33 protein-coding genes and 1 tRNA gene are annotated in these 17,549 nt (G+C 62.2%); 33 read left to right on the top strand and 1 reads right to left on the bottom strand.

Annotated features, from left to right (window positions below; all coding sequences use genetic code 11):
* The first annotated feature begins 71 nt into the window (after positions 1–71).
* The 23 genes from M1D40_RS14780 (at position 72) to M1D40_RS14670 (ending at position 9,331) form a co-directional block, all read left to right on the top strand.
* Positions 72–239 carry a hypothetical protein gene (locus tag M1D40_RS14780; RefSeq protein WP_461169303.1) on the top strand — a complete coding sequence of 56 codons (168 nt, stop codon included), beginning with the start codon at positions 72–74 and terminating at the stop codon, positions 237–239.
* A 74-nt stretch (positions 240–313) separates the two neighbouring features.
* Entirely contained in the window at positions 314–886 is a 573-nt protein-coding gene (locus M1D40_RS14775; protein WP_461169302.1) for a hypothetical protein, read from the top strand.
* A 53-nt stretch (positions 887–939) separates the two neighbouring features.
* Positions 940–1,209, top strand: a complete 270-nt coding sequence (locus M1D40_RS14770; RefSeq protein ID WP_461169301.1) for a glutaredoxin family protein — start codon at positions 940–942, stop codon at positions 1,207–1,209.
* A 200-nt stretch (positions 1,210–1,409) separates the two neighbouring features.
* Positions 1,410–1,787 carry a hypothetical protein gene (locus M1D40_RS14765; protein ID WP_461169300.1) on the top strand — a complete coding sequence of 126 codons (378 nt, stop codon included), beginning with the start codon at positions 1,410–1,412 and terminating at the stop codon, positions 1,785–1,787.
* A complete protein-coding gene (locus M1D40_RS14760; protein ID WP_461169299.1) occupies positions 1,784–2,137 on the top strand; it encodes a hypothetical protein in 354 nt (117 codons plus the stop codon). Before M1D40_RS14765 ends, M1D40_RS14760 begins: the two co-directional genes overlap by 4 nt.
* A 24-nt stretch (positions 2,138–2,161) precedes the next feature.
* Positions 2,162–2,602, top strand: coding sequence for a hypothetical protein (locus M1D40_RS14755; RefSeq protein WP_461169298.1), 441 nt, complete (start codon positions 2,162–2,164; stop codon positions 2,600–2,602).
* A 377-nt stretch (positions 2,603–2,979) separates the two neighbouring features.
* A complete protein-coding gene (locus M1D40_RS14750; RefSeq protein ID WP_461171067.1) occupies positions 2,980–3,264 on the top strand; it encodes a hypothetical protein in 285 nt (94 codons plus the stop codon).
* Entirely contained in the window at positions 3,261–3,641 is a 381-nt protein-coding gene (locus M1D40_RS14745; RefSeq protein ID WP_461169297.1) for a hypothetical protein, read from the top strand. Before M1D40_RS14750 ends, M1D40_RS14745 begins: the two co-directional genes overlap by 4 nt.
* Positions 3,638–4,276 carry a hypothetical protein gene (locus tag M1D40_RS14740; RefSeq protein ID WP_461169296.1) on the top strand — a complete coding sequence of 213 codons (639 nt, stop codon included), beginning with the start codon at positions 3,638–3,640 and terminating at the stop codon, positions 4,274–4,276. The genes M1D40_RS14745 and M1D40_RS14740 overlap by 4 nt, the downstream gene beginning before the upstream one ends.
* Positions 4,273–4,623, top strand: coding sequence for a hypothetical protein (locus M1D40_RS14735; RefSeq protein ID WP_461169295.1), 351 nt, complete (start codon positions 4,273–4,275; stop codon positions 4,621–4,623). The genes M1D40_RS14740 and M1D40_RS14735 overlap by 4 nt, the downstream gene beginning before the upstream one ends.
* On the top strand, positions 4,620–4,862 hold the full coding sequence (locus tag M1D40_RS14730) for a hypothetical protein (protein ID WP_461169294.1): 243 nt from the start codon (positions 4,620–4,622) through the stop codon (positions 4,860–4,862). Before M1D40_RS14735 ends, M1D40_RS14730 begins: the two co-directional genes overlap by 4 nt.
* Positions 4,859–5,494, top strand: a complete 636-nt coding sequence (locus M1D40_RS14725) for a hypothetical protein (protein WP_461169293.1) — start codon at positions 4,859–4,861, stop codon at positions 5,492–5,494. Before M1D40_RS14730 ends, M1D40_RS14725 begins: the two co-directional genes overlap by 4 nt.
* Positions 5,491–5,820 (top strand): hypothetical protein, encoded by a 330-nt coding sequence (locus M1D40_RS14720; protein WP_461169292.1) that lies wholly within the window; start codon positions 5,491–5,493, stop codon positions 5,818–5,820. The genes M1D40_RS14725 and M1D40_RS14720 overlap by 4 nt, the downstream gene beginning before the upstream one ends.
* Complete coding sequence (locus tag M1D40_RS14715) at positions 5,817–6,146, top strand: hypothetical protein (protein WP_461169291.1); 330 nt, start codon at positions 5,817–5,819, stop codon at positions 6,144–6,146. Before M1D40_RS14720 ends, M1D40_RS14715 begins: the two co-directional genes overlap by 4 nt.
* Entirely contained in the window at positions 6,143–6,571 is a 429-nt protein-coding gene (locus M1D40_RS14710; RefSeq protein ID WP_461169290.1) for a RusA family crossover junction endodeoxyribonuclease, read from the top strand. The genes M1D40_RS14715 and M1D40_RS14710 overlap by 4 nt, the downstream gene beginning before the upstream one ends.
* Positions 6,564–6,791, top strand: coding sequence for a hypothetical protein (locus M1D40_RS14705; protein WP_461169289.1), 228 nt, complete (start codon positions 6,564–6,566; stop codon positions 6,789–6,791). Before M1D40_RS14710 ends, M1D40_RS14705 begins: the two co-directional genes overlap by 8 nt.
* Positions 6,788–6,955: a hypothetical protein gene (locus M1D40_RS14700; RefSeq protein ID WP_461169288.1), complete on the top strand. Its 168-nt coding sequence runs from the start codon at positions 6,788–6,790 to the stop codon at positions 6,953–6,955. The genes M1D40_RS14705 and M1D40_RS14700 overlap by 4 nt, the downstream gene beginning before the upstream one ends.
* Complete coding sequence (locus M1D40_RS14695) at positions 6,952–7,170, top strand: hypothetical protein (protein ID WP_461169287.1); 219 nt, start codon at positions 6,952–6,954, stop codon at positions 7,168–7,170. The genes M1D40_RS14700 and M1D40_RS14695 overlap by 4 nt, the downstream gene beginning before the upstream one ends.
* Entirely contained in the window at positions 7,167–7,547 is a 381-nt protein-coding gene (locus M1D40_RS14690; protein ID WP_461169286.1) for a hypothetical protein, read from the top strand. The genes M1D40_RS14695 and M1D40_RS14690 overlap by 4 nt, the downstream gene beginning before the upstream one ends.
* Positions 7,544–7,771, top strand: a complete 228-nt coding sequence (locus tag M1D40_RS14685) for a hypothetical protein (protein ID WP_461169285.1) — start codon at positions 7,544–7,546, stop codon at positions 7,769–7,771. The genes M1D40_RS14690 and M1D40_RS14685 overlap by 4 nt, the downstream gene beginning before the upstream one ends.
* Entirely contained in the window at positions 7,768–8,496 is a 729-nt protein-coding gene (locus M1D40_RS14680; RefSeq protein WP_461169284.1) for a hypothetical protein, read from the top strand. The genes M1D40_RS14685 and M1D40_RS14680 overlap by 4 nt, the downstream gene beginning before the upstream one ends.
* Positions 8,497–8,797: 301 nt before the next feature.
* Entirely contained in the window at positions 8,798–9,013 is a 216-nt protein-coding gene (locus M1D40_RS14675; protein WP_461169283.1) for a hypothetical protein, read from the top strand.
* Positions 9,014–9,257: 244 nt separating this feature from the next.
* A tRNA-Leu gene (locus M1D40_RS14670) sits at positions 9,258–9,331 on the top strand.
* Between the two features lie 203 nt (positions 9,332–9,534).
* Here M1D40_RS14670 and M1D40_RS14665 read toward each other — a convergent pair.
* Entirely contained in the window at positions 9,535–9,735 is a 201-nt protein-coding gene (locus tag M1D40_RS14665) for a hypothetical protein (RefSeq protein ID WP_461169282.1), read from the bottom strand.
* Between the two features lie 67 nt (positions 9,736–9,802).
* Between M1D40_RS14665 and M1D40_RS14660 the strand changes: the two genes are divergently transcribed.
* From M1D40_RS14660 to M1D40_RS14615, 10 genes are all read left to right on the top strand, one after another.
* The gene (locus tag M1D40_RS14660; RefSeq protein WP_461169281.1) at positions 9,803–10,111 is read left to right on the top strand and encodes an HNH endonuclease; all 309 of its coding nucleotides are present in this window, start codon (positions 9,803–9,805) and stop codon (positions 10,109–10,111) included.
* Positions 10,112–10,542: 431 nt separating this feature from the next.
* Complete coding sequence (locus M1D40_RS14655; RefSeq protein WP_461169280.1) at positions 10,543–10,947, top strand: hypothetical protein; 405 nt, start codon at positions 10,543–10,545, stop codon at positions 10,945–10,947.
* A gap of 9 nt (positions 10,948–10,956) precedes the next feature.
* Positions 10,957–11,196 (top strand): hypothetical protein, encoded by a 240-nt coding sequence (locus M1D40_RS14650; RefSeq protein ID WP_461169279.1) that lies wholly within the window; start codon positions 10,957–10,959, stop codon positions 11,194–11,196.
* Positions 11,197–11,205: 9 nt separating this feature from the next.
* Positions 11,206–11,607, top strand: coding sequence for a hypothetical protein (locus M1D40_RS14645; RefSeq protein ID WP_461169278.1), 402 nt, complete (start codon positions 11,206–11,208; stop codon positions 11,605–11,607).
* 11 nt (positions 11,608–11,618) lie between these two features.
* Positions 11,619–13,133, top strand: a complete 1,515-nt coding sequence (locus M1D40_RS14640) for a hypothetical protein (protein ID WP_461169277.1) — start codon at positions 11,619–11,621, stop codon at positions 13,131–13,133.
* Between the two features lie 12 nt (positions 13,134–13,145).
* Entirely contained in the window at positions 13,146–14,579 is a 1,434-nt protein-coding gene (locus tag M1D40_RS14635) for a hypothetical protein (RefSeq protein WP_461169276.1), read from the top strand.
* Positions 14,579–15,430: a VG15 protein gene (locus tag M1D40_RS14630; RefSeq protein WP_461169275.1), complete on the top strand. Its 852-nt coding sequence runs from the start codon at positions 14,579–14,581 to the stop codon at positions 15,428–15,430. Before M1D40_RS14635 ends, M1D40_RS14630 begins: the two co-directional genes overlap by 1 nt.
* A gap of 65 nt (positions 15,431–15,495) precedes the next feature.
* Complete coding sequence (locus M1D40_RS14625; RefSeq protein WP_461169274.1) at positions 15,496–16,116, top strand: hypothetical protein; 621 nt, start codon at positions 15,496–15,498, stop codon at positions 16,114–16,116.
* Positions 16,117–16,140: 24 nt separating this feature from the next.
* A complete protein-coding gene (locus M1D40_RS14620; RefSeq protein ID WP_461169273.1) occupies positions 16,141–16,509 on the top strand; it encodes a head decoration protein in 369 nt (122 codons plus the stop codon).
* Between the two features lie 11 nt (positions 16,510–16,520).
* Positions 16,521–17,540, top strand: a complete 1,020-nt coding sequence (locus M1D40_RS14615) for a major capsid protein (protein WP_461169272.1) — start codon at positions 16,521–16,523, stop codon at positions 17,538–17,540.
* The last annotated feature ends 9 nt before the right edge of the window (positions 17,541–17,549 follow it).

Raw genomic sequence — 17,549 nt, 5'->3', positions numbered from 1 at the left:
CTGCTCCCGCACCACCCGACCCCAAGCCCCGCACCCCGGGGCTTTTTTCATGCCCAGAAAGGCAACCAACCATGAGCAACACCGCAATCATCCTCACCATCGCAGCCTGCATCGCCGGCCTCGTCATCCTTTACTTCCTGCTCGGCGGGATCTTCTTGCTTGTCGCCGGCAAGAAGGCGAAGAAGACGTTTGACGACTTTGACAGAGGCTTCGACGGCGACTTCTTCAACCGCCGCTAGCCAACACCCGACCCAGCACACCCCCGCGGCGCCCGGAACACCGGGCGCCGCCTCGCATCCCCGGAGGACTTGCAATGCACGCTTTCAAGCACCAGACGCCGAATACTCCCGAACTCATCACCCAGATGGAGCAGGCACAAGATGGCCTGAACCGGGCCGCCAAAGCCTCCCAAGCACTGGCGGCGTCCTTCCCCTTCCCCGTCACGTCGAGGTACCACCGAAACCCATTCAACGGCAAGCACGGCGAAACGTTTCTTGTTCCTGATCGCGTACCCCAGAAGGAACAGATTCCGGCAGGGTGGCGATTCCTCAAGACGCGCAACACCCTCGAACCACTAACCGGGGCGAAGGGTCAGGAAGCCCGTGACGCGGTGGCCGCAATCCAGCCACCGAGCATCCAGCCGCGTGATGTGCTCCTCAAATCTGGGATGCCCGAGTACTTCACGAAGCCCGGCCCCAACTTCAACACCTACATGGTGGTGCCGACGTACTTCCCACATGAAGGTGCGATCTACAGCCTCGTCAACGTCGAGGACTTGACCGGCGATTTCGGTATTGGGAACCCGCAGACCTTCGGTGGCGACTGGGAGACCTGCCCCGTCTCGGAGTACTACGCCGCATACGAGGCAATGGAAGCCGCTGAGTGAACACCGACCAGCACCCCTCAGCCTCCACCGCCCCAACACCCAAAGGACTTGCAATGACCCAGGACATAGCCGTCACCGTCTACACAAAGAACGACTGCTTCGGATGCACGAAGACCAAGCAGAAACTCGACCAGGCCGGCATTGAGTACACGACCGTGAACGTCGAAGAAGACGCAGCCGCCTTCGAATACGTGACCGCGACTCTCGGCCTGCGACAGATGCCCGTCGTCATCGTGAGCGCACCGGACAGCGACACGGTCTGGTCCGGACTCGCGCCCACCAAGATCCGCGAGCACATCACACACCGGGCCGACGCCGCATGAGCCTCGACAACTGCTGCTTCCTCTGCCGCGGCGCACATGGCATCTGCCTCACCCGCGGAAGCTGCGACCACCACCGTCAAGCCCGCAAGCAGGACGAAGCAGACGCCAAAGCCCGACGCACCCACAGGGACCCAACGGCCGACCAAGCCATCTATCGAGCAGACCGCTCCACCCAACGAAAAGGAAAGGCCCGGTGAACCATGCCAGCCCACAGGAAAGTTGACCGCGAAGAGTTCGCCAGACTCCATGCCGCGGGCTTGACGCAGAAGGAACTGGCCGACCACTTCGGCATCGCACGCTCCGGAGTTATCCGGCACAGCGCCCAGCTCGGTCTCACCCGCCGCCCCCATGCGGCCACCAGCGAGCAGCTCGCGCTCTGGGAATCACTCATCGATGACGGGTGGAGCTTCAGCGAGATCGCCCGCACACACCACGTCGCCACAGACACACTCCGCCGCTACTTCCCCGGACGCGCCTGGACACCGCAGCAAGGCCCCGAGATGGCTCACGCCTGGCGCCAACTCAACAGCCCCAAACTCACCAAAAACTATGCTCACCAAGAAAAGAGAGTGGCATGACGGTTCAGATGGAGGGACAGGTCGACATTTTCGACCTGCTGCCACGAAGTTGCCGGCACTGCGGCGCAACCGCTGATACAGAACGCCCGTACGACTTCCACAACTTCTCCAGAGTTCACACCGACAGCGCGCCCGGTGTCTGCGAAGAAATGGCCTGGGCTCGCCGCGGGTATCGGCACGCCGTCTGGGCCGTGGAGAACTTCGGCAGCTGGTACGAGCTGGCGCCGCCCGGGTCTGAAAGGTACGAGAAACAGCTGCAGTCCACGACAGAAGAACGGGACCGATTCGAAGCCAGATGCGCGGCCTACACGGCGCGGGTCGGCAGCGCATGGCTGGAGCCCGCAATATGACCACAAAGAACGGCAGGGCACGCGATGGATGAGCAAGGCAAGGACGCCAGACCGTGGATCAAGCTCAGCCTCGACTACTTCGACAACCCGAAGATTGACGGACTCAGCGACACCGCCCAGCTTTTGCACCTGCAGCTGATCCTCCGCACAGCACGCCAGCAGATGGACGGTCAAGTGTCCGCCCGTGCTGCGAAGTCCCGCGGCGAAACAGCATTCAAGGAACTCGTGGGCGCCGGCCTGCTGGACAAGGTCGATGCGCGCACGTACCGGATCCACGACTACCTGAAACACCAAACCCTGGCCAAGACCATTGAGCAGCGGAAACGGGCAGGCGGTCGCGGAGGGCATTCGAAGAACCACGTGAAGCGGTTCATTTACGACGACGCGTGCAGCTACTGCCAGGACGACGCGGCGGGTGCTTCCGAGTGGCTGAAGGACCCCCGGGTGACTGCGAAAACCCCATAAATCGGGGTGGCAAAAGTGGCAAAACGGGTGGCAAATGCCACTCAAAACAGTGGCAAAACGGGTGGCAAACAGAGTGGCAGAAGGTAAGAAGTCTATAAATACCTTCCGTCTTCATCTCGCCTTCTCCTGTTGTTGCCTTTCAAAGAGTGAGAAAAGTTCCAGCCAATCGTCCAGTTCCGTAACGCGGGGCCGGGCGATTTTTGGTTGGCGGAAAGGAATCTCAATTGAAGAATTTTGATGGGCGCTGGGAAGTCCAACCCTCGGGATGCTGGGAGTGGACGGGGGCACTCGGAAGAGGCGACTACGGACAGTTCTGGGATGGAAGGACCAGTAAGACCCGCAAGGCACATCGTTATGCCCTCGAAGCTGCAACGGGAATGACCCCTGATCGCTGGACCTTCGCCTGCCATCACTGCGATAACCGGAAGTGCGTAAACCCCAAGCACCTCTACTGGGGTTCCCCTGCTGACAACAGCGCCGACATGGTGAGGCGTGGTCGGACGGCCACCAAATCACGATTCAGGAAGATCCGGCATGAGGACAAGCCGATCATCTTGGCGAGGAGGGAAGCAGGCGAGTCGTACAGGGCGATAGCTGGTGACTACGAAGTAACGCCTGGTGCCATTCATCGCCTAGTGCGGATGCTAAGAGGCGCATCGTGACGGTGACCGAACAGCAAGCGCGGGCACTGGCCTACATGCTTCACGAGATCCGCCCGGACTGGGGGGCGGCGTCGCTGGTGTCTTTGATCGGCAAGCATCACGACTCGGTTCCGAGCATTGGTGCGTTGATCCTCGCGGCCACTACGAAGGCCATGGAGCCGTCCTGCAAGACGCCAGGCCCGATATTCCACCCGGGACCCCATTGGAGAACTGAAGACGCCGCAGAACGGTTCCTGCCGACTCCGCCCGCATGCGAAGACCACGAAACATTCGCCGCCCACAACTGCCCCTGCTGCTGGGCAGACCACAAAGTCGGGCAACGGCCCGCCACCCACATCGGTAAGCACTACACGCCAGAAAGCGAGACCACAGCATGAGCATCAACCACGCAGACCCGTACGCAGCCAGCCACAGGAGTTTCATGGCAGGCGGCGGCAAGTACCCGATGACGATCCTGCACGACGACGGCGTGTACCGGCACCTCCGCTTCGACAAGCCGAAAGAGCAGGGCTTCAACGAGCCGTTCCACATCATCACCTGGCCCGGAAGCCTCGCCATCCGAGGTGGGCACGGCACATACACCTTCGCCCGCGAGCCCGACATGTTCGATTTCTTCAAGGTTCGGAGCTGGAGCATCAACCCGAGCTACTGGGGCGAGAAGCTGGAGTCCGTTTCAATCTTCGGCGGTTACAAGGAGCACGACGAGGACAAGTTCAAGGCGTGGCTGCTGCAGGACTTCTGGGACCGCCGCACCGGCTACACCCCAGCCGAAGCCACGGACATCTGGCAGAAACTCCGCTGGGTCGTGCTGGACGACGGCGAGTACCGATACGAGCCAGCCGCCCGCGCAGCACTAGAGGACTTCGAGACCGCTGGGTTCGGGTACAGCGACCTCCGGGACGAGGACTGGACCGACTACACCTCGCACTACCTCTGGTCACTGCAGGCCATCGTCTGGGGAATCCGGCAGTACCGAACCGCGAAAGCGACCGACGAAAGCGAGACAGCATGAGCGACTTTCAGCTAGGCCAGCGAGTGACCTACTCAGAGCATCTCCGCCGTCGGGAGGCAGGGACCGGAGAGTTCGGCCTCAGACCCGACAGACTGTGGTCCTCCAACGCAGGGCACTTCTCCGGCGAAGGGTGGGAAGAGCACCGCTGGCCGGGCGGAGAGGGCGTGATCGTGGGCAAGCGCACCCTCTCCAACGGAACAGCAAACTGGCTCGGTGACGGCGGCACCGAGTACGTCCCGACATGGCACTTCACCGCCTACCTGATCGCCCACAACCTACACCGCAAGCCGGTTTACGTCCTGCCTGAACACATCGAACCCGTGATCGAAAGCGAGACCACAGCATGAGCATGAACCGACAGACCATCAAAGAAGCCAAGGCCGAAGCGCAGACATTCATCAAGGCCTGCGATGAGGCACTGACACGGCTGGACGAGGAGCTTGAGCGCAATAACCGCCGGCGCGCAGAGGTCAGCCGGCCGAAGCCCTCCGATCACTCTTGGGGATCAGCGAAGACCGGCACACTCCGGCGGAAGTCGATGGACCTCACCCGCATCCTGGCAACACTGCGGCGGTACACGGCATGAGCGGCACGCTGTTCGGCGCATCCAAGGCCCGGCCGGCGCCCACTGAGCGCGACATGCTGGACCTGCTCCTGGTGCGGTACAACACCGAGCGGCGCGGCACCATCGCCGACCGCTGGGTGCGCGCTGAGCACGTTCGCAGCAGCCAGACGTCTTGGCAGTTTCTGAGCATCGCTGACTTCATTGCCATCGACAAATACCAGTCCCAGCAGGCGATGCACGGCCACGAAGTGAAGGTGTCCCGCTCCGACTGGTTGACCGAGCTGCGGGACCCGACGAAGTCCGAGCGGATCAAACGCTTCTGCGACTACTGGTGGCTCGTCGTGCCCAACGCCGACATCGTGAAGCCCGGCGAGCTGCCCGAGGGCTGGGGACTCATGGTCCAATCCGGCCATGGGTTGCGCGCCAAGGTGAAAGCGCCTCGCCTCACCCCGGAGCCACTCACGCTGGACTTCGTTGCTGGCCTCACCGCGGCCGCAGCGCGCACAGCATTCCGGGAGCCGCTGCACCGTGACGCCAGAACAATCGACGTCTGGAACGACAAGGCCAAGGAGAACCGGCGGCTGTGCCAGGCGTGCGGTGAACCGGCCCCGTGCGCCCTGCACCAGCCCCGGCGGATAGGGGCAGCCGCATGAGCAAGCCACTGGAACTGACGATCTACCCGCCTGTCCCGCCGGAGCCCACCGACCCGCAGCAGTGGGGCGATTGGTTCGTGGGGCGAGTGAATGAAGAAGCCGACATGGCACGCATGAGATTCACCGAAGCCGAACTCTGCGCCGAGTACGAGTCCGCCCGCTGTGACGCAATGATCCAGAGCGCAACAGGGCAGTGCTGGGCGCCGCTATTCGACACCTGGCCAATGGACCCCGAAGCCATCCACAACCGAGCGCGAACCCTCCTGCGGTTCGCCACGCACCCCCACTACTTCGAGGCCACCGAGCCGGAAAGCGACACCGAATGAGCACCAAGCCCCGCACGCCCGAACACTTCCCCCGCATGAAACACCGCGCCGCCGGGAGGATCGCCAAACAGGCGCGGCAACACCGGGAGACCACCAACATCTTCCGCACACTCAGCGCCTTCAGCGAGATGGCTGGCCAGGCAATGAACACCCTCGCGGATCGCCTCGGCACCTTCATCGAAGGGATCCGCCAGATCTTTCAGGTACCCGGCAAGCAATCGGACTACGTGCTCAGTCCGCCACCCCTCATACCTTCACGCACCTTCACGCTCACCGAAGCCGCCCCCAACCGGGTGGCTTCATTCATGCCAGGAGGGAAACGATGACCCGCACGACGCAGTTCACTATCCCGGCGCCGGAGTTCCCGCCCGTCCGGAAGCGTGCCACCGGGAAGCTCCAAGAAGTAAAGCCTTGGCTGAACAGCAACCTCCGCCTGCACAGACAGCAGGAAGCCAAGCTCACCGCTGCCTGGCGCCTAGAAGCAGCGCTACGCCTCGCTGAGCGCGGATGGGACCTCACCCCCTACGACGGCCCCGTGCACGTCACCGCCCACGTCTGGAAACCCCGCGCCGGCCGATACGACCCCGGCAACCTCTACCCAACCGCCAAAGCCTGCCTCGACGGAATCGTAGACGCCGGCCTACTCGCCGACGACGACTGGAAACACGTCATCGGGCCAGACATGCGACACGGCGGCAAAGGTCCCGCAGCACTCGTCATCACCATCACCCAGGAGGAACCCAATGGCTGACGTAGTAGATGTCCTACACCGCCTTACCCACATGGCCCACGAGCCAGCCCAGAAGCTCCGGGCAGCGATAGCCGAAGCACAGGCAGTCCTCGACAAGCTCGACGCGTTCGCTGACGACGCCGAAGACGGCGCCCAGCTCATCGCTGCATCGGATCTCATGCCGACATCGTCAGCCAATATCCCCGACCGCGCAGGACTCACCCGCAAGGAGAAGCCATGAAGGGCCGCTGGAAAGTCGCCTGCATCAACTGGGGCCATCCGACCGCACCGCACGCACTGGCTTACCTGATGACCCCCAGTGGCGCATTTGGTGGCGGTAAGTACTTTGCCACCCATGCCGAAGCCATCACCTACGCCAACAAGCAAGCACGGAGGACCGCATGAGCACTCACGACATAGGCGGCGCGGAAGTAAACCTGCGCATCCCTGAAGATGCAGTGATAACCGGCGCCATCATCATCGCCACCTACCAGCGTATGGACGGCAACGATGTCGCTGCCGGAACCATCTGGGGCCACTCATCCATCCCGCACGTCCAGGCAGTCGGCATGATGCGACTCGCCAGCAACGCCATCGAACAACAAGGGGACTACTCATGAAAACCCGCCACGCCGCACTAATCCGCAAGGGCATCCTCGCAGCCCGTGACCCGGAACTCAGGCAGTACGTGCACCTCGGGTCGCGACTGTTCAGGGAAGCCGCACGACGGGAAGCGGACAACATGCACTGGCGCGAACTCCGGCACTGGCTGACTAACGCACAGCCCAACCACACGCGACCGGAACACGCAGTAGTCATCCGGCACGCAGACGAGTTGGTCCGTGCCCGAGTTGCAGCGGACATCCCCGACACCTTCAAAGCCGCACGCACCGACGGCTGGGATGGGTACTCAATACCGCACCGTGCCGTGATTGGTATCGACCCAGCAGCGATCAACGCCGAACAAGCCGAACACATCAGGAGGTTCTACGCATGAGCAAGCAGATGCCCACCAACGGCGGCAGTCCGTTCCGCGACAACACCCGCCGCCGGAATGAGCGCAAGCTCGACCACTGGTGTACCCAGATCCACATCACCAACGAGAGCGGGCGGATCGCACGAAAGCGCAAGAAATACATCCACAAGACCGAGCGCGCCAACTACCGGGAGCTCATCATCTCCGTAGCCAAACATCTCGAACGGAACAGGAGCGCCGCATGAACGACTGCACCACGACGGTCTGCCGGAACGAGACCAGCACATACCTCTGTAACCAGTGTGTGAGTGACCTGCAACTCTGGCTCGATAAAGTCACCGAGACCCGGCAGATGCTGTTCACGACCATGGCGAAACTCGACAACACCGGGCCCAAGAACTCGGAAGGCGGGGGAGGAGGATCCACCGGCTCAGCAATGCCACTCCGAGACGGCGCCATGGACAAGCGCCACGCCCTGGCAATGTGGGAAGGACTCAAGGCGGCCGAACTCGCCAACGACGAATACGCCGGCGGATTCCTCAGCATGCTCCGAGAACTCATCCAAGACGCCGAGAAGCTCGTAGACCTACCACCCGAAACATGGGCATACGGCACATGCGGGGCCACACTCGGAGAGATCACCTGCGATGCACCACTCACCGAAGAAGCAGGAGTCGCCACCGTCAAATGCGACACCTGCGGCACCCTCCACGACGTAACCGCCCGACGACTGAAGATGGCAGAAGAAGCGAAAGGTGAACCCCTCCCGCCAAAGGAAGTGATCAACTACCTTCGGGTCCAAACACAAACACCAATCAAACTGTTCGACTTCAAAAACTGGGTCAAACGAGGACGCCTCAAATACGTCCTCGACAGAGTCACAATCGACGACAAAGCCCGCCGCGTCTACCACCCAGGAGAAGTGTTCCGAGTCGCCCAAGAAATGCGAGACAAGCATGTAAAAAGCTGATAGAGTCATTTCCGGGTCAGAAGTGTATCCACCTTCAACCCACCACAAACAGCCGGGACGCAAACGCGACCGGCCTTTTTTGTGCCCAAAAGCGAAAGGCCCTCACCTGTTCCCCCATGACGGTGAGGGCCTTTCTATGCAAACTCCGCCCCGCCGAATAGGCCAGGCGGTCAAGTCCTTGGAATGTCGGAACGCACATCACCGCTCCGCCCGCGAATCGCAGGCCAAGGCACACAACCACCGGCCACCGCCTCAGGCAAACCGGAAGCACAACGAGGGGCAACAACTTCAAGGAGGCGCCGTGCGGTTATACAAAGCCGTCTGCGCATGGCTCGAAGCGCACGCCCAACAGATGGGCCACGACGACGCCTCGGACAGAGACACACAGCTGGATGCCCTGGTCGAAACATCGCACAGCTACACGACCCAGCCAGAGATGCACATCGCCCACCGCGGACAGTCCATCGATGACGACGACGGGGGAGCCTACCGCCTCGGCTTCCAACGCAACCGCTAGGAAGGCTACACACCATGCCCGAAACACTCACCACCTGCCGCTGCGGTCAGCCCATGACCGGCACCGGCACGGGCGGCGTCTACTGCGAACACTGCGACCGCGGATGCAGCAAAGGAACAAAGAGCTGCGTCAACTGCCGCAACTTTGACCGCGCTTGTGACCCCCACTGCGGGTGCAAGGGCTGACAGCGAACTCCCCGCGCCAGGGTACGGCGCACGCCATCGCTGAGAAGCAGACGGCATAAGGGACCCTAGCCCAATTGGTAGAGGCAGCAGGCTCAAATCCTGCACAGTGTTGGTTCGAATCCAGCGCGTCCCACTCTCCTGCATGGAGACCACAGGCCGGTACTGGGCAAGTCACCCAAATGTGCGGCCAAGGATCGAACCCGGGCGCATCCAATGCATCGCGGTGGGGATCACTGATCTGTGGCCCAAGAACGAGGCGACGCTACGCGCCTACTCCATGCAGGAGCTCATATGCAGATGGCCCCGCCGTAATCAGCAGGGCCATCAGGCAAAGGCTTAGTCCAAGAGGGTGACCGTCGCATCGGCATCGGTCACGGTGTGCTGGCTCGTCTCAAAGTTCAAGGTGGACGATGTCACAAAGTGCGCTACGTAAGTAAGAACTCCAGTCTCGCGGGTGTCCTCATCCGGTTCGTAGCGAACCTTCCGCCCCATGTCCGAACGGTTGAGCTCCGAGACCTTCTTTGTTTCAGCTGCCACAGGATTCCTTTCAGTAGGTGATCTGACCAACTGAGCCTACTTCCTACGGCCCGCATCGGGAGGCGCGATGGCAACCACAGTAGCTAACCCGCGCCGAGCCAACAGCAGCAAGCGGAACAAACTCAGGGCCCGCGTCCTGCGCGAGGAGAGTATCTGCTGGCTCTGTGGTCTACCCGTCGACAAGGGACTGCCTCATGGCTTGCCAGGGTCACCTGAGATTGATGAGGTAGTGCCTGTATCCAAGGGTGGCTCACCATTCGAACGAAGCAACTGCCGACTCGCGCACCGACTGTGCAACCAGAAACGCGGCAACAAGCCACCCGACCACGGCAAAGTCGTGACACTCAAGCCACTCCGAACCAGCCGAGCATGGTGACCGAGACGGACCCGCAACCCGCATAACGCACACTGAATGGACCCCGGGGGAGGCCCCCTCCCCAGTGCCGGCCCCGCCCTCCCCGGGCATAGGGCGAAAATATCCCCCCGAGCGATCCACGCCGGGCGCGGGGTGCCTTCCCTCCACGACTGAGGGGTCCTGTGGCGTCCGTTTGCGGACTGCCTGGACTGTTTCGGCCTCCCAGACTTTCGAGGGCCTCGGGCCTTCCGAACAACTATCCGCAACTACTAACTTCCGCGTAATACCGCGGATTATCCGTTACAAACTGGTAAACTGTGAGCATGTCATCAACCACGTGCGCGCACTGCGGAGGGCCTATGCTCCTGCCGCGGAAGGGTGCGAAGTACTGCACCTCGAAGTGCCGCGTGTACGCGCACCGTGCTGCGAAGCGTCCGCCGTTCCCTGAGTCGATGACTTCGCGTGATCGGTGGGTGCGCCGCGCTGCTGACAAGCGGCCGCTGACGGTTGCCGGCAAGGCTGCTTCTTCTACGGATCCGCGCACCTGGTCGACGTTCGATGATGCTCGAATTTCGGGCGCCGGCGTCGGGCTCGGGTTCGTCCTGGGTGACGGCATCGGCTGCATCGACCTCGACCATTGCTTCGACGGCGGCAGGCTCACTGATTGGGCCGCTGAGTACATCGCGGGCATCACGGAGCCGATTATCTTCGCTGAGGTTTCCCAGTCCGGCGACGGCGTGCACGTTTTCATTGAGGCGCAGGAAGCGCCGGGCCGGAAGATCCGCGACGGCCGCAACATCGAACGCTATACAGCCGGACGGTACATCGCCGTGACGGGTGACCGCTTGACCCTCTAGGAGGTCGCAATGCCACAGGCACCAAGCGTCGGGCGCATCGTCCATTACTACGGCGAGAGCGAACATTACGCAGGTCAACCCATTGCGGCCCTGATTGTCGAGGTTGATGACGAATCAACCGAGCATGCACGACTCAATATCTTCTGGCCCCTGCATGAGGAGCCCATCAAGGAAGAGAACCGCGGGAGCATCTACACGTTCAGCGAAGATCCGAAGCCAGGCCATTGGTCCTGGCCGCCCCGAGTATAGGAGGCCGCCATGGATGAACCTCCCGGCCTCGGTGAGCGTGGGTCTGCCATCTGGCAGGCGATGTCCACTAAGGATGTCCCGCGCAACGCACTGGTGCTTGAGGCTGCCCGCCTGGCTGACCGTTTGGACGAGCTGGACAACATCATTCAGGGCAAGGGTGTCCTGAACCTGATGCAGTTCCGGGTTCTCGATCATGCGATTGAGGACGACGAGAGTCACTCGATCAATATCGAGGTCAAGTTCAACGCCGTGCTTGCAGAGGCCCGGCAGCAAGCGACCGCGTTCGCGAATCTCCTCACGAAGCTGGCGCCGGCCGAATCGAAAGCAGCTGCAGCTCCGGCCGCCGTTCCTTCCGTTCTGCCTTCCAACGTTTCCCCTCTGCAGAAGTTGAGACAAAAACAGAATAGCTAGGGTGGTGCGGCGTGCTGATTGGTTCGCAGGTCGCACGCTTCAACACAGCACCTTCCCCGCGTGGCTATAGCAAGGAGCATGCAGAGAGTGCGCTCGAGTTCGCTGAGGGTTATGGCTACGTCGCCGATCCTTGGCAGGCGGAGGTTGTGCGGGCATGGTTGCGCACCGACGATGCAGGCTGGGCAGCCTCCACATGGGGCCTAAGTGTCCCGCGGCAGAACGGCAAAAACGGCGCACTGGAGATCGTTGAGCTCTACCTCATGGTGGCGCTCGATCTGAAGATCCTCCACACGTCGCACCTCCTCGGTTCTGCGAGGAAGGCGTTCAAGCGCCTGATGCACTTCTTCGGCACCAAAGTGAATGACCCTCACGCGAAGTTCCCGGAGCTGAACGCTCTGGTGAAGGAGATCCGCAAGACCAACGGCCAGGAAGCAATCGAACTCCACACTGGCGGCCTGATCGAGCTGGGTGCCCGTACTGGTGGCGCCGGCCGCGGTAGTTCCTTCGACGTCCTCGTGATTGATGAGGGCCAGGAGTACGAGGAGGACGAGCAGGAGGCGCTGGAGCCGACGACCTCAGCTGCCCCCTCTGGCGATCCAATCACGATCTACATGGGGACGCCCCCTAAAGATCTGTCCGAGCGCGGAGAGCCCTTCGTCCGCATCCGGAACGCGGCCATCACCGGCTCTGATAAACGCACGGCTTGGGTGGAGCATTCACCGTCCGGGGACGTCGACAAGATGACCGAAGCCGAACTGAAGGTCTTCACCGCAGACCGGAAGAACTGGGCCGAGGCGAACCCTGCTCTCGGCGGGCGTATCAAGCTGAAGACGGTTGAGACCGAGTTCCACAGGTTCTCGCCGCGGTCCTTTGCTCGCGAGCGGCTGAATATGTGGCCGACACCTTCGGAAGCCGGCAAGCTCGCGTTCACTGCTGAGAAGTGGGACGACCTCGCCATTGACGACCCGGACCCAGAGTGGCCTGTCGCGGCTTACGGCGTCGACATGAACCCGGAGCGTACCAAGGTGTCCATCGGCGTCTCAGCCTTCGCTGAGGAGTCGGAAGTGCACCTTGAGCTTGCTGCCGACGCACCGTTCGATGAGGCCGGGACCATGGCCCTTGTCGACTGGTTGTGGGAGCGGTGCAAGCGTCGGATCCCGATTGTCATTGATGCCTATTCGCCCGCCCGTGACCTGCTCGAAGCGCACCTGAAGCGGAAGAAGATGAAGGTCTTCATCCTCAGCGGGCACGAGTACACGCAGGCGTGCGCAGGGCTCCACGAATCGGTGGAGAAGCACCCGGCCATCACACACTTCGGCCAGGAACATCTGGACCATTCCGTGAAGCACGCGACGAAGGATCCGATTAAGAATCGGCCGGGCTCGTTCAAGTGGAATCGCTCAAGCCTCGACGTCGATCTGGCACCGACCGTCGCCATTACCTGCGCCCATTACGGGGCGCTCAAGTTCGCCCGCCGCATCCCCAAGTCTTCCGAGAAGAAGGTCCGCGGCGCAATCGTTTTCTAGGAGGTGGCCTGCTTGGCTGTTCTTGATGTGGCACGCCACCTGTCTGTTTCGGAGGCTTCAGCGTTCACTCGGATGCTGACCGTCGTTCGGCGCAAGTCGGACCGGAACCGGTTGCGGACGTCGTACTTCGACTCCAAGAAACGACTGGACAAGATCGGGTTCTCGATCCCTCCACACATGCAGGACTTTCAGGTGGCCATTGGTTGGGCTGCCAAGGCCGTGAAGGTGCCGGCGCGCCGTATCCGCCCGGATGGGTTCACACTGGGCCGCAAGTCGCAGATGCTGACTGCCCTTGAGGAAGTGTTCGAGGACAATCACTTCGCCGCGGTCGAGCGGATGGCAATCGAGTCATCGCTGCAGCATTCGGTGTCGTTTGTGTTCGTCACCCCGGGTGACACGGATGCCGGCGAGCCTGAGCTCATTGTGGCAGCACGCACGGCACTGGAGGCCACGGCTGAGATCGACACTCGTACCAATCGCGTGGTGCACGCCTTGGAGCTGGTGGGTCGCTGGGAAGCGCTGCTATATCTCGACGGCGAGACGCTGAAGGTCGAGTACATCGAGCGCAAGTGGATGGTGACCGCGGTCTATGCCGGGATCGCCGGCCGGGTGATGTGCACTCCTTACGTCTGGGGCCGTTCCTTGGAGCGCCCGTTCGGTTACTCCCGGATCACTCGCCCGCTCATGGGCTACATCGACATGGGTGTGCGCACAATGCTGCGGCAGGAAGTCAACGCGGAGTTCTATGGGGCGCCGCAGCGGGCACTGCTCGGCGCTGAGGACGAGCACTTCCGGGATTCGAACGGGAAGCGCATCTCTCCGTTGGATGCTCTTATCGGCGGTGTCTGGGCTCTGCCCAATACCCGCGATGAGGAAACCGGAGACCTGGTCAAGCCGACCCTGCAGCAGCTCTCGCAGGCCAGCATGACGCCGCATGGTGACATGCTGCGGACCATTGGGCTGATGGTCTCCAGCGAAACCTCCATCCCGGTGGGCTACCTCGGCATCATCCACGACAACCCGTCATCGGCGGACGCTATCCGCGCCGCTGAGTCCGACCTGATTTCAGTCGTTGATGACGAGCTGCCGAGCATTGGCATGTCCCGGGTTGATCTGGCCCGGAATGTGCTCGCGGTGAAGTACGGCGAGTGGACGCCGGCCATGGAAGCTGAACTGCGGGGCCTGCGTGCGCATTTCAAGGATCCTGGTACGACGTCGAAGGCCGCCCAGGCGGACGCTGGCCTGAAGTTTACGCAGACGTTCCCCGATGGTGACCCGGAGGTTGCCATGGAGGTTTACGGCCTGGACAAGCTGCAGATCGAGCGCATGAAGGCCTACAGCTTCAAGCAGGCTGGCAGCGTCAAGCTGCAGGCCTTGGTGGCGGCTTCCAAGTCGACCGCGGCGCCGGTGTTCAGCGACGCCGGCGGCGGCGCGGGCACGCAGTAGTGGTTGCCCGCGAGTCCATTGAGCAGTACCGCGTTGCGAGCTCGCAGCTCTCGGCGCTGGTAGCTGACGAGTTGGCCCGGTATTTCGGGGCGCTGGACATGTCCCGCCCTGAAGCTGTCCGTAATGCCTTGCTGGAGTTTGTGCCGCTGCTCGTTACTGAGTACGGGCAGGCTGCAGCAGCGCTGGCGATGGAGTGGTACGAGCAGCTGCGTTTCGAGTCTGGCGTTTCTGGTTCGTTTGCGGCCGCGACGGTGTTGGCTTCGGCCATCACTCCGGAGCGTATTGAGGCGAAGGTTAGGTATGCGGCTGGGCACTTGTTCGACCGCACCTATGAGGTGGAGGACGAGGGCCGGCTGATTGTCGTTCGGGCGCCTGCCAACCCCGCTAAAGCCCTTGCTTCCCTGACCGGCGCCACCGACAAGTACGTGAAGCAGCACGGCCGCGAAACGGTCGCATGGAACGCACAGCGCGAAGGTGCCCGGTACGCACGGATTCCAACTGGGGCGAAGACGTGCTCCTTCTGCCTGCTGTTGGCAAGCCGTGACGCTGTTTACCTTTCCGAGAAGTCTGCCGGTAGCAAGAAATACGGTGCCGACAACGAATTCCACGGCTTCTGCGACTGCGAAATCTTGCCTATTCGATCAACAGATGATTACCCGCCCGGTTACCTCCCGGACGAGTACGAGGCCATGTACCTAGACGCGGTCGGTGACAACGGCCCTGAAGTCCGGGCGTTTCTTGAATCCCTGGATCCAGACGACAAGCACCGGCAGTTGAAGGCGGCGGTCTTCTCCATGCGCCGCAAATACCCCGACGCCGTTACTGACGGCGTTCTGCCCCACACCCACTAACTTCCCTTCCGTGCGATGCGGGCGGGGTTTTTCGCCGTGCGATACGGCCTCATGAAGGAGCACCAATGAAGAAGAGTTTTCCCCACGGCATCGACGTCACTGCCCCGGGTGGCCTGACTGCACTGATGGCTTTCCATCGCCGCACTTTTGGCGACGCCGTCATGGAAGTCGATGAGGACGCTGCAGTGAAGGCAGCCGCGGACGCAAAGGCTGCATCTGATGCTGCGGAGGCTGAAAAAGCTGCCAACGAGAAGTTGGGCGAGGGTGGCATCAAAGCACTGAAGGCCGAACGTGAAGCACGGGAAGCCGCTGAGAAGCGCGCCGCCGATGCTGAAGCTAAGGTTCAGGCCGCCGAGGACGCCAAGCTGTCCGACATTCAGCGAGCGAACAAGGAACGAGACGATCAGGCGGCCGAGAACGCGACGCTCAAGGCCACCAACGCCCGCCTCGCCGCACTGACCGAGCACCCCGTCCCCAAGGACTACCAAGACCTCGTGACTGGGACGGACGAGGCCAGTTACCTCGCTTCCGCAAAGAAGATCTCCGATCTCTACGCCCGTGCCGAAGGGAAAGCTCCGAAGCCTGATCCGATCCCCGGGTCCGGCAAACGCTCCGGCGATAACAACCCTGCCGGCGGCTCCGTAGCCGCTGGCCGCGAACGCTACGCGAGTCGCAAGAAAAAGTAACCCACTTTCCCCTTAGGAGGGACCATGGACATCGCAATCAAGCGGGCGTCTTTCGGCCAGGACAATCAGGACTGGCTTGGATCTGCTCACGGCACGACCGCCGCGCAGAGCATCACCCTGGACGTTTCGACGTTCACGAAGGCTGATCATTACCCGGGCGGCTTCCTGAAGTCGGGGCTGCCCCTTCAGAAGTCAGGCGCAAAGTACGGGCTCTGGACTTCCGGCGCCGATCTGGCCGGGTTCCTCTTCACTCCGGTTTCTGCCCCCGCGGATCCCGCAACGCCCGTTGGTGGCGCCATCTATGAGCATGGCCGCGTCATCGTCGCCAAGCTGCCCGTATCCGTCGACACCGCTGGTCAGGCAACTGCCTCCGGTCGAATCATCTTCGCCTAAGGAGGCGCACCATGGCACTTGTTCTTTCCAGCGAATACATCACTCCCACGGAGCTGACCGGATACGTCCGTGAAGCTCTCTCCGATCTGCCGCAGAACACCTTCGGGCTGTCTGCATTCCTGCCGGATGTGGAGACCGACGACATCGACTTCCGGGCCACGGTAGGCGGCGGCGGGCTTGCCCGTGTCGCCAAGTACCGCGCATGGGACACGGAGTCCCCGATCTCGGGCCGGCGCGGAATCGACCGCATCAGCGGCGAGCTGCCCCCGATCTCGGAGAAGCGTCGGCTGTCCGAGTATGACCGACTGAAGATGCGGAAGCTTGACTCCGGCATCGTGGACGCCATTCTGAACGACGCCGTCGATCTGGCCCGCGGCATCCACGCCCGTGTCGAGGTTGCCCGCGGCCAGGCCCTCGAAGAAGGCAAGGTCACTCTCTCCGAGAACGGCCTGACTCTCGAGGCTGACTTCGGACGCAAGGCATCACATACGCAGACCGCCGCAGCGAAGTGGAACACTGACGGGTCCAACCCCATCAATGACCTCCTCGCTTGGCAGAAGACCTACGTCGCCACCAACGGCGTGCGCCCGGGCGCTACTCTGACCAGCCAGGACGTCCAGTCCTCGCTGATGCGGAACGCGGCAATCCGCTCCATGACGCTGCCCGCTGGCTCCACCCAGCAGGTCGTGACCGTGGATGCGATCAACGCGCTGCTGCAGTCCTTCGGCCTGCCGGCCCTGAGCCTGTACGAAGCGCAGGTCGAAGGTGAGGATGGCGAGGCCCAGTCCATCCTCGATCCCAACAAGGTGATCTTCCTGCCACCGGCGGGCCGCAAGCTCGGCGAGACGCTGTGGGGTGTCACCGCTGAGGCGCTCGATGCGGACTACGGCATCGACTCCACAGAGGCGCCGGGCGTTGTTGTCGGCTCCTACTCGGACAAGGACCCGGTTGGCCTGTGGACGAAGGCTTCCGCCATCGCCCTGCCGGTCCCGGCCAACACCAACCTGACGCTGGCCGCCACCGTCCTGTAGCCAGTTGGC

The organism is Arthrobacter sp. Z1-15, assembly GCF_054792395.1.
This window is presented reverse-complemented; position numbering and strand designations above follow the sequence as displayed.

Coding starts and splice junctions, on each gene's coding strand:
- M1D40_RS14780 (WP_461169303.1), top strand. CDS start 72: ATGAGCAACACCGCAATCATCCTCACCATCGCAGCCTGCATCGCCGGC.
- M1D40_RS14775 (WP_461169302.1), top strand. CDS start 314: ATGCACGCTTTCAAGCACCAGACGCCGAATACTCCCGAACTCATCACC.
- M1D40_RS14770 (WP_461169301.1), top strand. CDS start 940: ATGACCCAGGACATAGCCGTCACCGTCTACACAAAGAACGACTGCTTC.
- M1D40_RS14765 (WP_461169300.1), top strand. CDS start 1,410: ATGCCAGCCCACAGGAAAGTTGACCGCGAAGAGTTCGCCAGACTCCAT.
- M1D40_RS14760 (WP_461169299.1), top strand. CDS start 1,784: ATGACGGTTCAGATGGAGGGACAGGTCGACATTTTCGACCTGCTGCCA.
- M1D40_RS14755 (WP_461169298.1), top strand. CDS start 2,162: ATGGATGAGCAAGGCAAGGACGCCAGACCGTGGATCAAGCTCAGCCTC.
- M1D40_RS14750 (WP_461171067.1), top strand. CDS start 2,980: ATGACCCCTGATCGCTGGACCTTCGCCTGCCATCACTGCGATAACCGG.
- M1D40_RS14740 (WP_461169296.1), top strand. CDS start 3,638: ATGAGCATCAACCACGCAGACCCGTACGCAGCCAGCCACAGGAGTTTC.
- M1D40_RS14735 (WP_461169295.1), top strand. CDS start 4,273: ATGAGCGACTTTCAGCTAGGCCAGCGAGTGACCTACTCAGAGCATCTC.
- M1D40_RS14730 (WP_461169294.1), top strand. CDS start 4,620: ATGAGCATGAACCGACAGACCATCAAAGAAGCCAAGGCCGAAGCGCAG.
- M1D40_RS14725 (WP_461169293.1), top strand. CDS start 4,859: ATGAGCGGCACGCTGTTCGGCGCATCCAAGGCCCGGCCGGCGCCCACT.
- M1D40_RS14720 (WP_461169292.1), top strand. CDS start 5,491: ATGAGCAAGCCACTGGAACTGACGATCTACCCGCCTGTCCCGCCGGAG.
- M1D40_RS14715 (WP_461169291.1), top strand. CDS start 5,817: ATGAGCACCAAGCCCCGCACGCCCGAACACTTCCCCCGCATGAAACAC.
- M1D40_RS14710 (WP_461169290.1), top strand. CDS start 6,143: ATGACCCGCACGACGCAGTTCACTATCCCGGCGCCGGAGTTCCCGCCC.
- M1D40_RS14705 (WP_461169289.1), top strand. CDS start 6,564: ATGGCTGACGTAGTAGATGTCCTACACCGCCTTACCCACATGGCCCAC.
- M1D40_RS14700 (WP_461169288.1), top strand. CDS start 6,788: ATGAAGGGCCGCTGGAAAGTCGCCTGCATCAACTGGGGCCATCCGACC.
- M1D40_RS14695 (WP_461169287.1), top strand. CDS start 6,952: ATGAGCACTCACGACATAGGCGGCGCGGAAGTAAACCTGCGCATCCCT.
- M1D40_RS14690 (WP_461169286.1), top strand. CDS start 7,167: ATGAAAACCCGCCACGCCGCACTAATCCGCAAGGGCATCCTCGCAGCC.
- M1D40_RS14685 (WP_461169285.1), top strand. CDS start 7,544: ATGAGCAAGCAGATGCCCACCAACGGCGGCAGTCCGTTCCGCGACAAC.
- M1D40_RS14680 (WP_461169284.1), top strand. CDS start 7,768: ATGAACGACTGCACCACGACGGTCTGCCGGAACGAGACCAGCACATAC.
- M1D40_RS14660 (WP_461169281.1), top strand. CDS start 9,803: ATGGCAACCACAGTAGCTAACCCGCGCCGAGCCAACAGCAGCAAGCGG.
- M1D40_RS14655 (WP_461169280.1), top strand. CDS start 10,543: ATGACTTCGCGTGATCGGTGGGTGCGCCGCGCTGCTGACAAGCGGCCG.
- M1D40_RS14650 (WP_461169279.1), top strand. CDS start 10,957: ATGCCACAGGCACCAAGCGTCGGGCGCATCGTCCATTACTACGGCGAG.
- M1D40_RS14645 (WP_461169278.1), top strand. CDS start 11,206: ATGGATGAACCTCCCGGCCTCGGTGAGCGTGGGTCTGCCATCTGGCAG.
- M1D40_RS14625 (WP_461169274.1), top strand. CDS start 15,496: ATGAAGAAGAGTTTTCCCCACGGCATCGACGTCACTGCCCCGGGTGGC.
- M1D40_RS14620 (WP_461169273.1), top strand. CDS start 16,141: ATGGACATCGCAATCAAGCGGGCGTCTTTCGGCCAGGACAATCAGGAC.
- M1D40_RS14615 (WP_461169272.1), top strand. CDS start 16,521: ATGGCACTTGTTCTTTCCAGCGAATACATCACTCCCACGGAGCTGACC.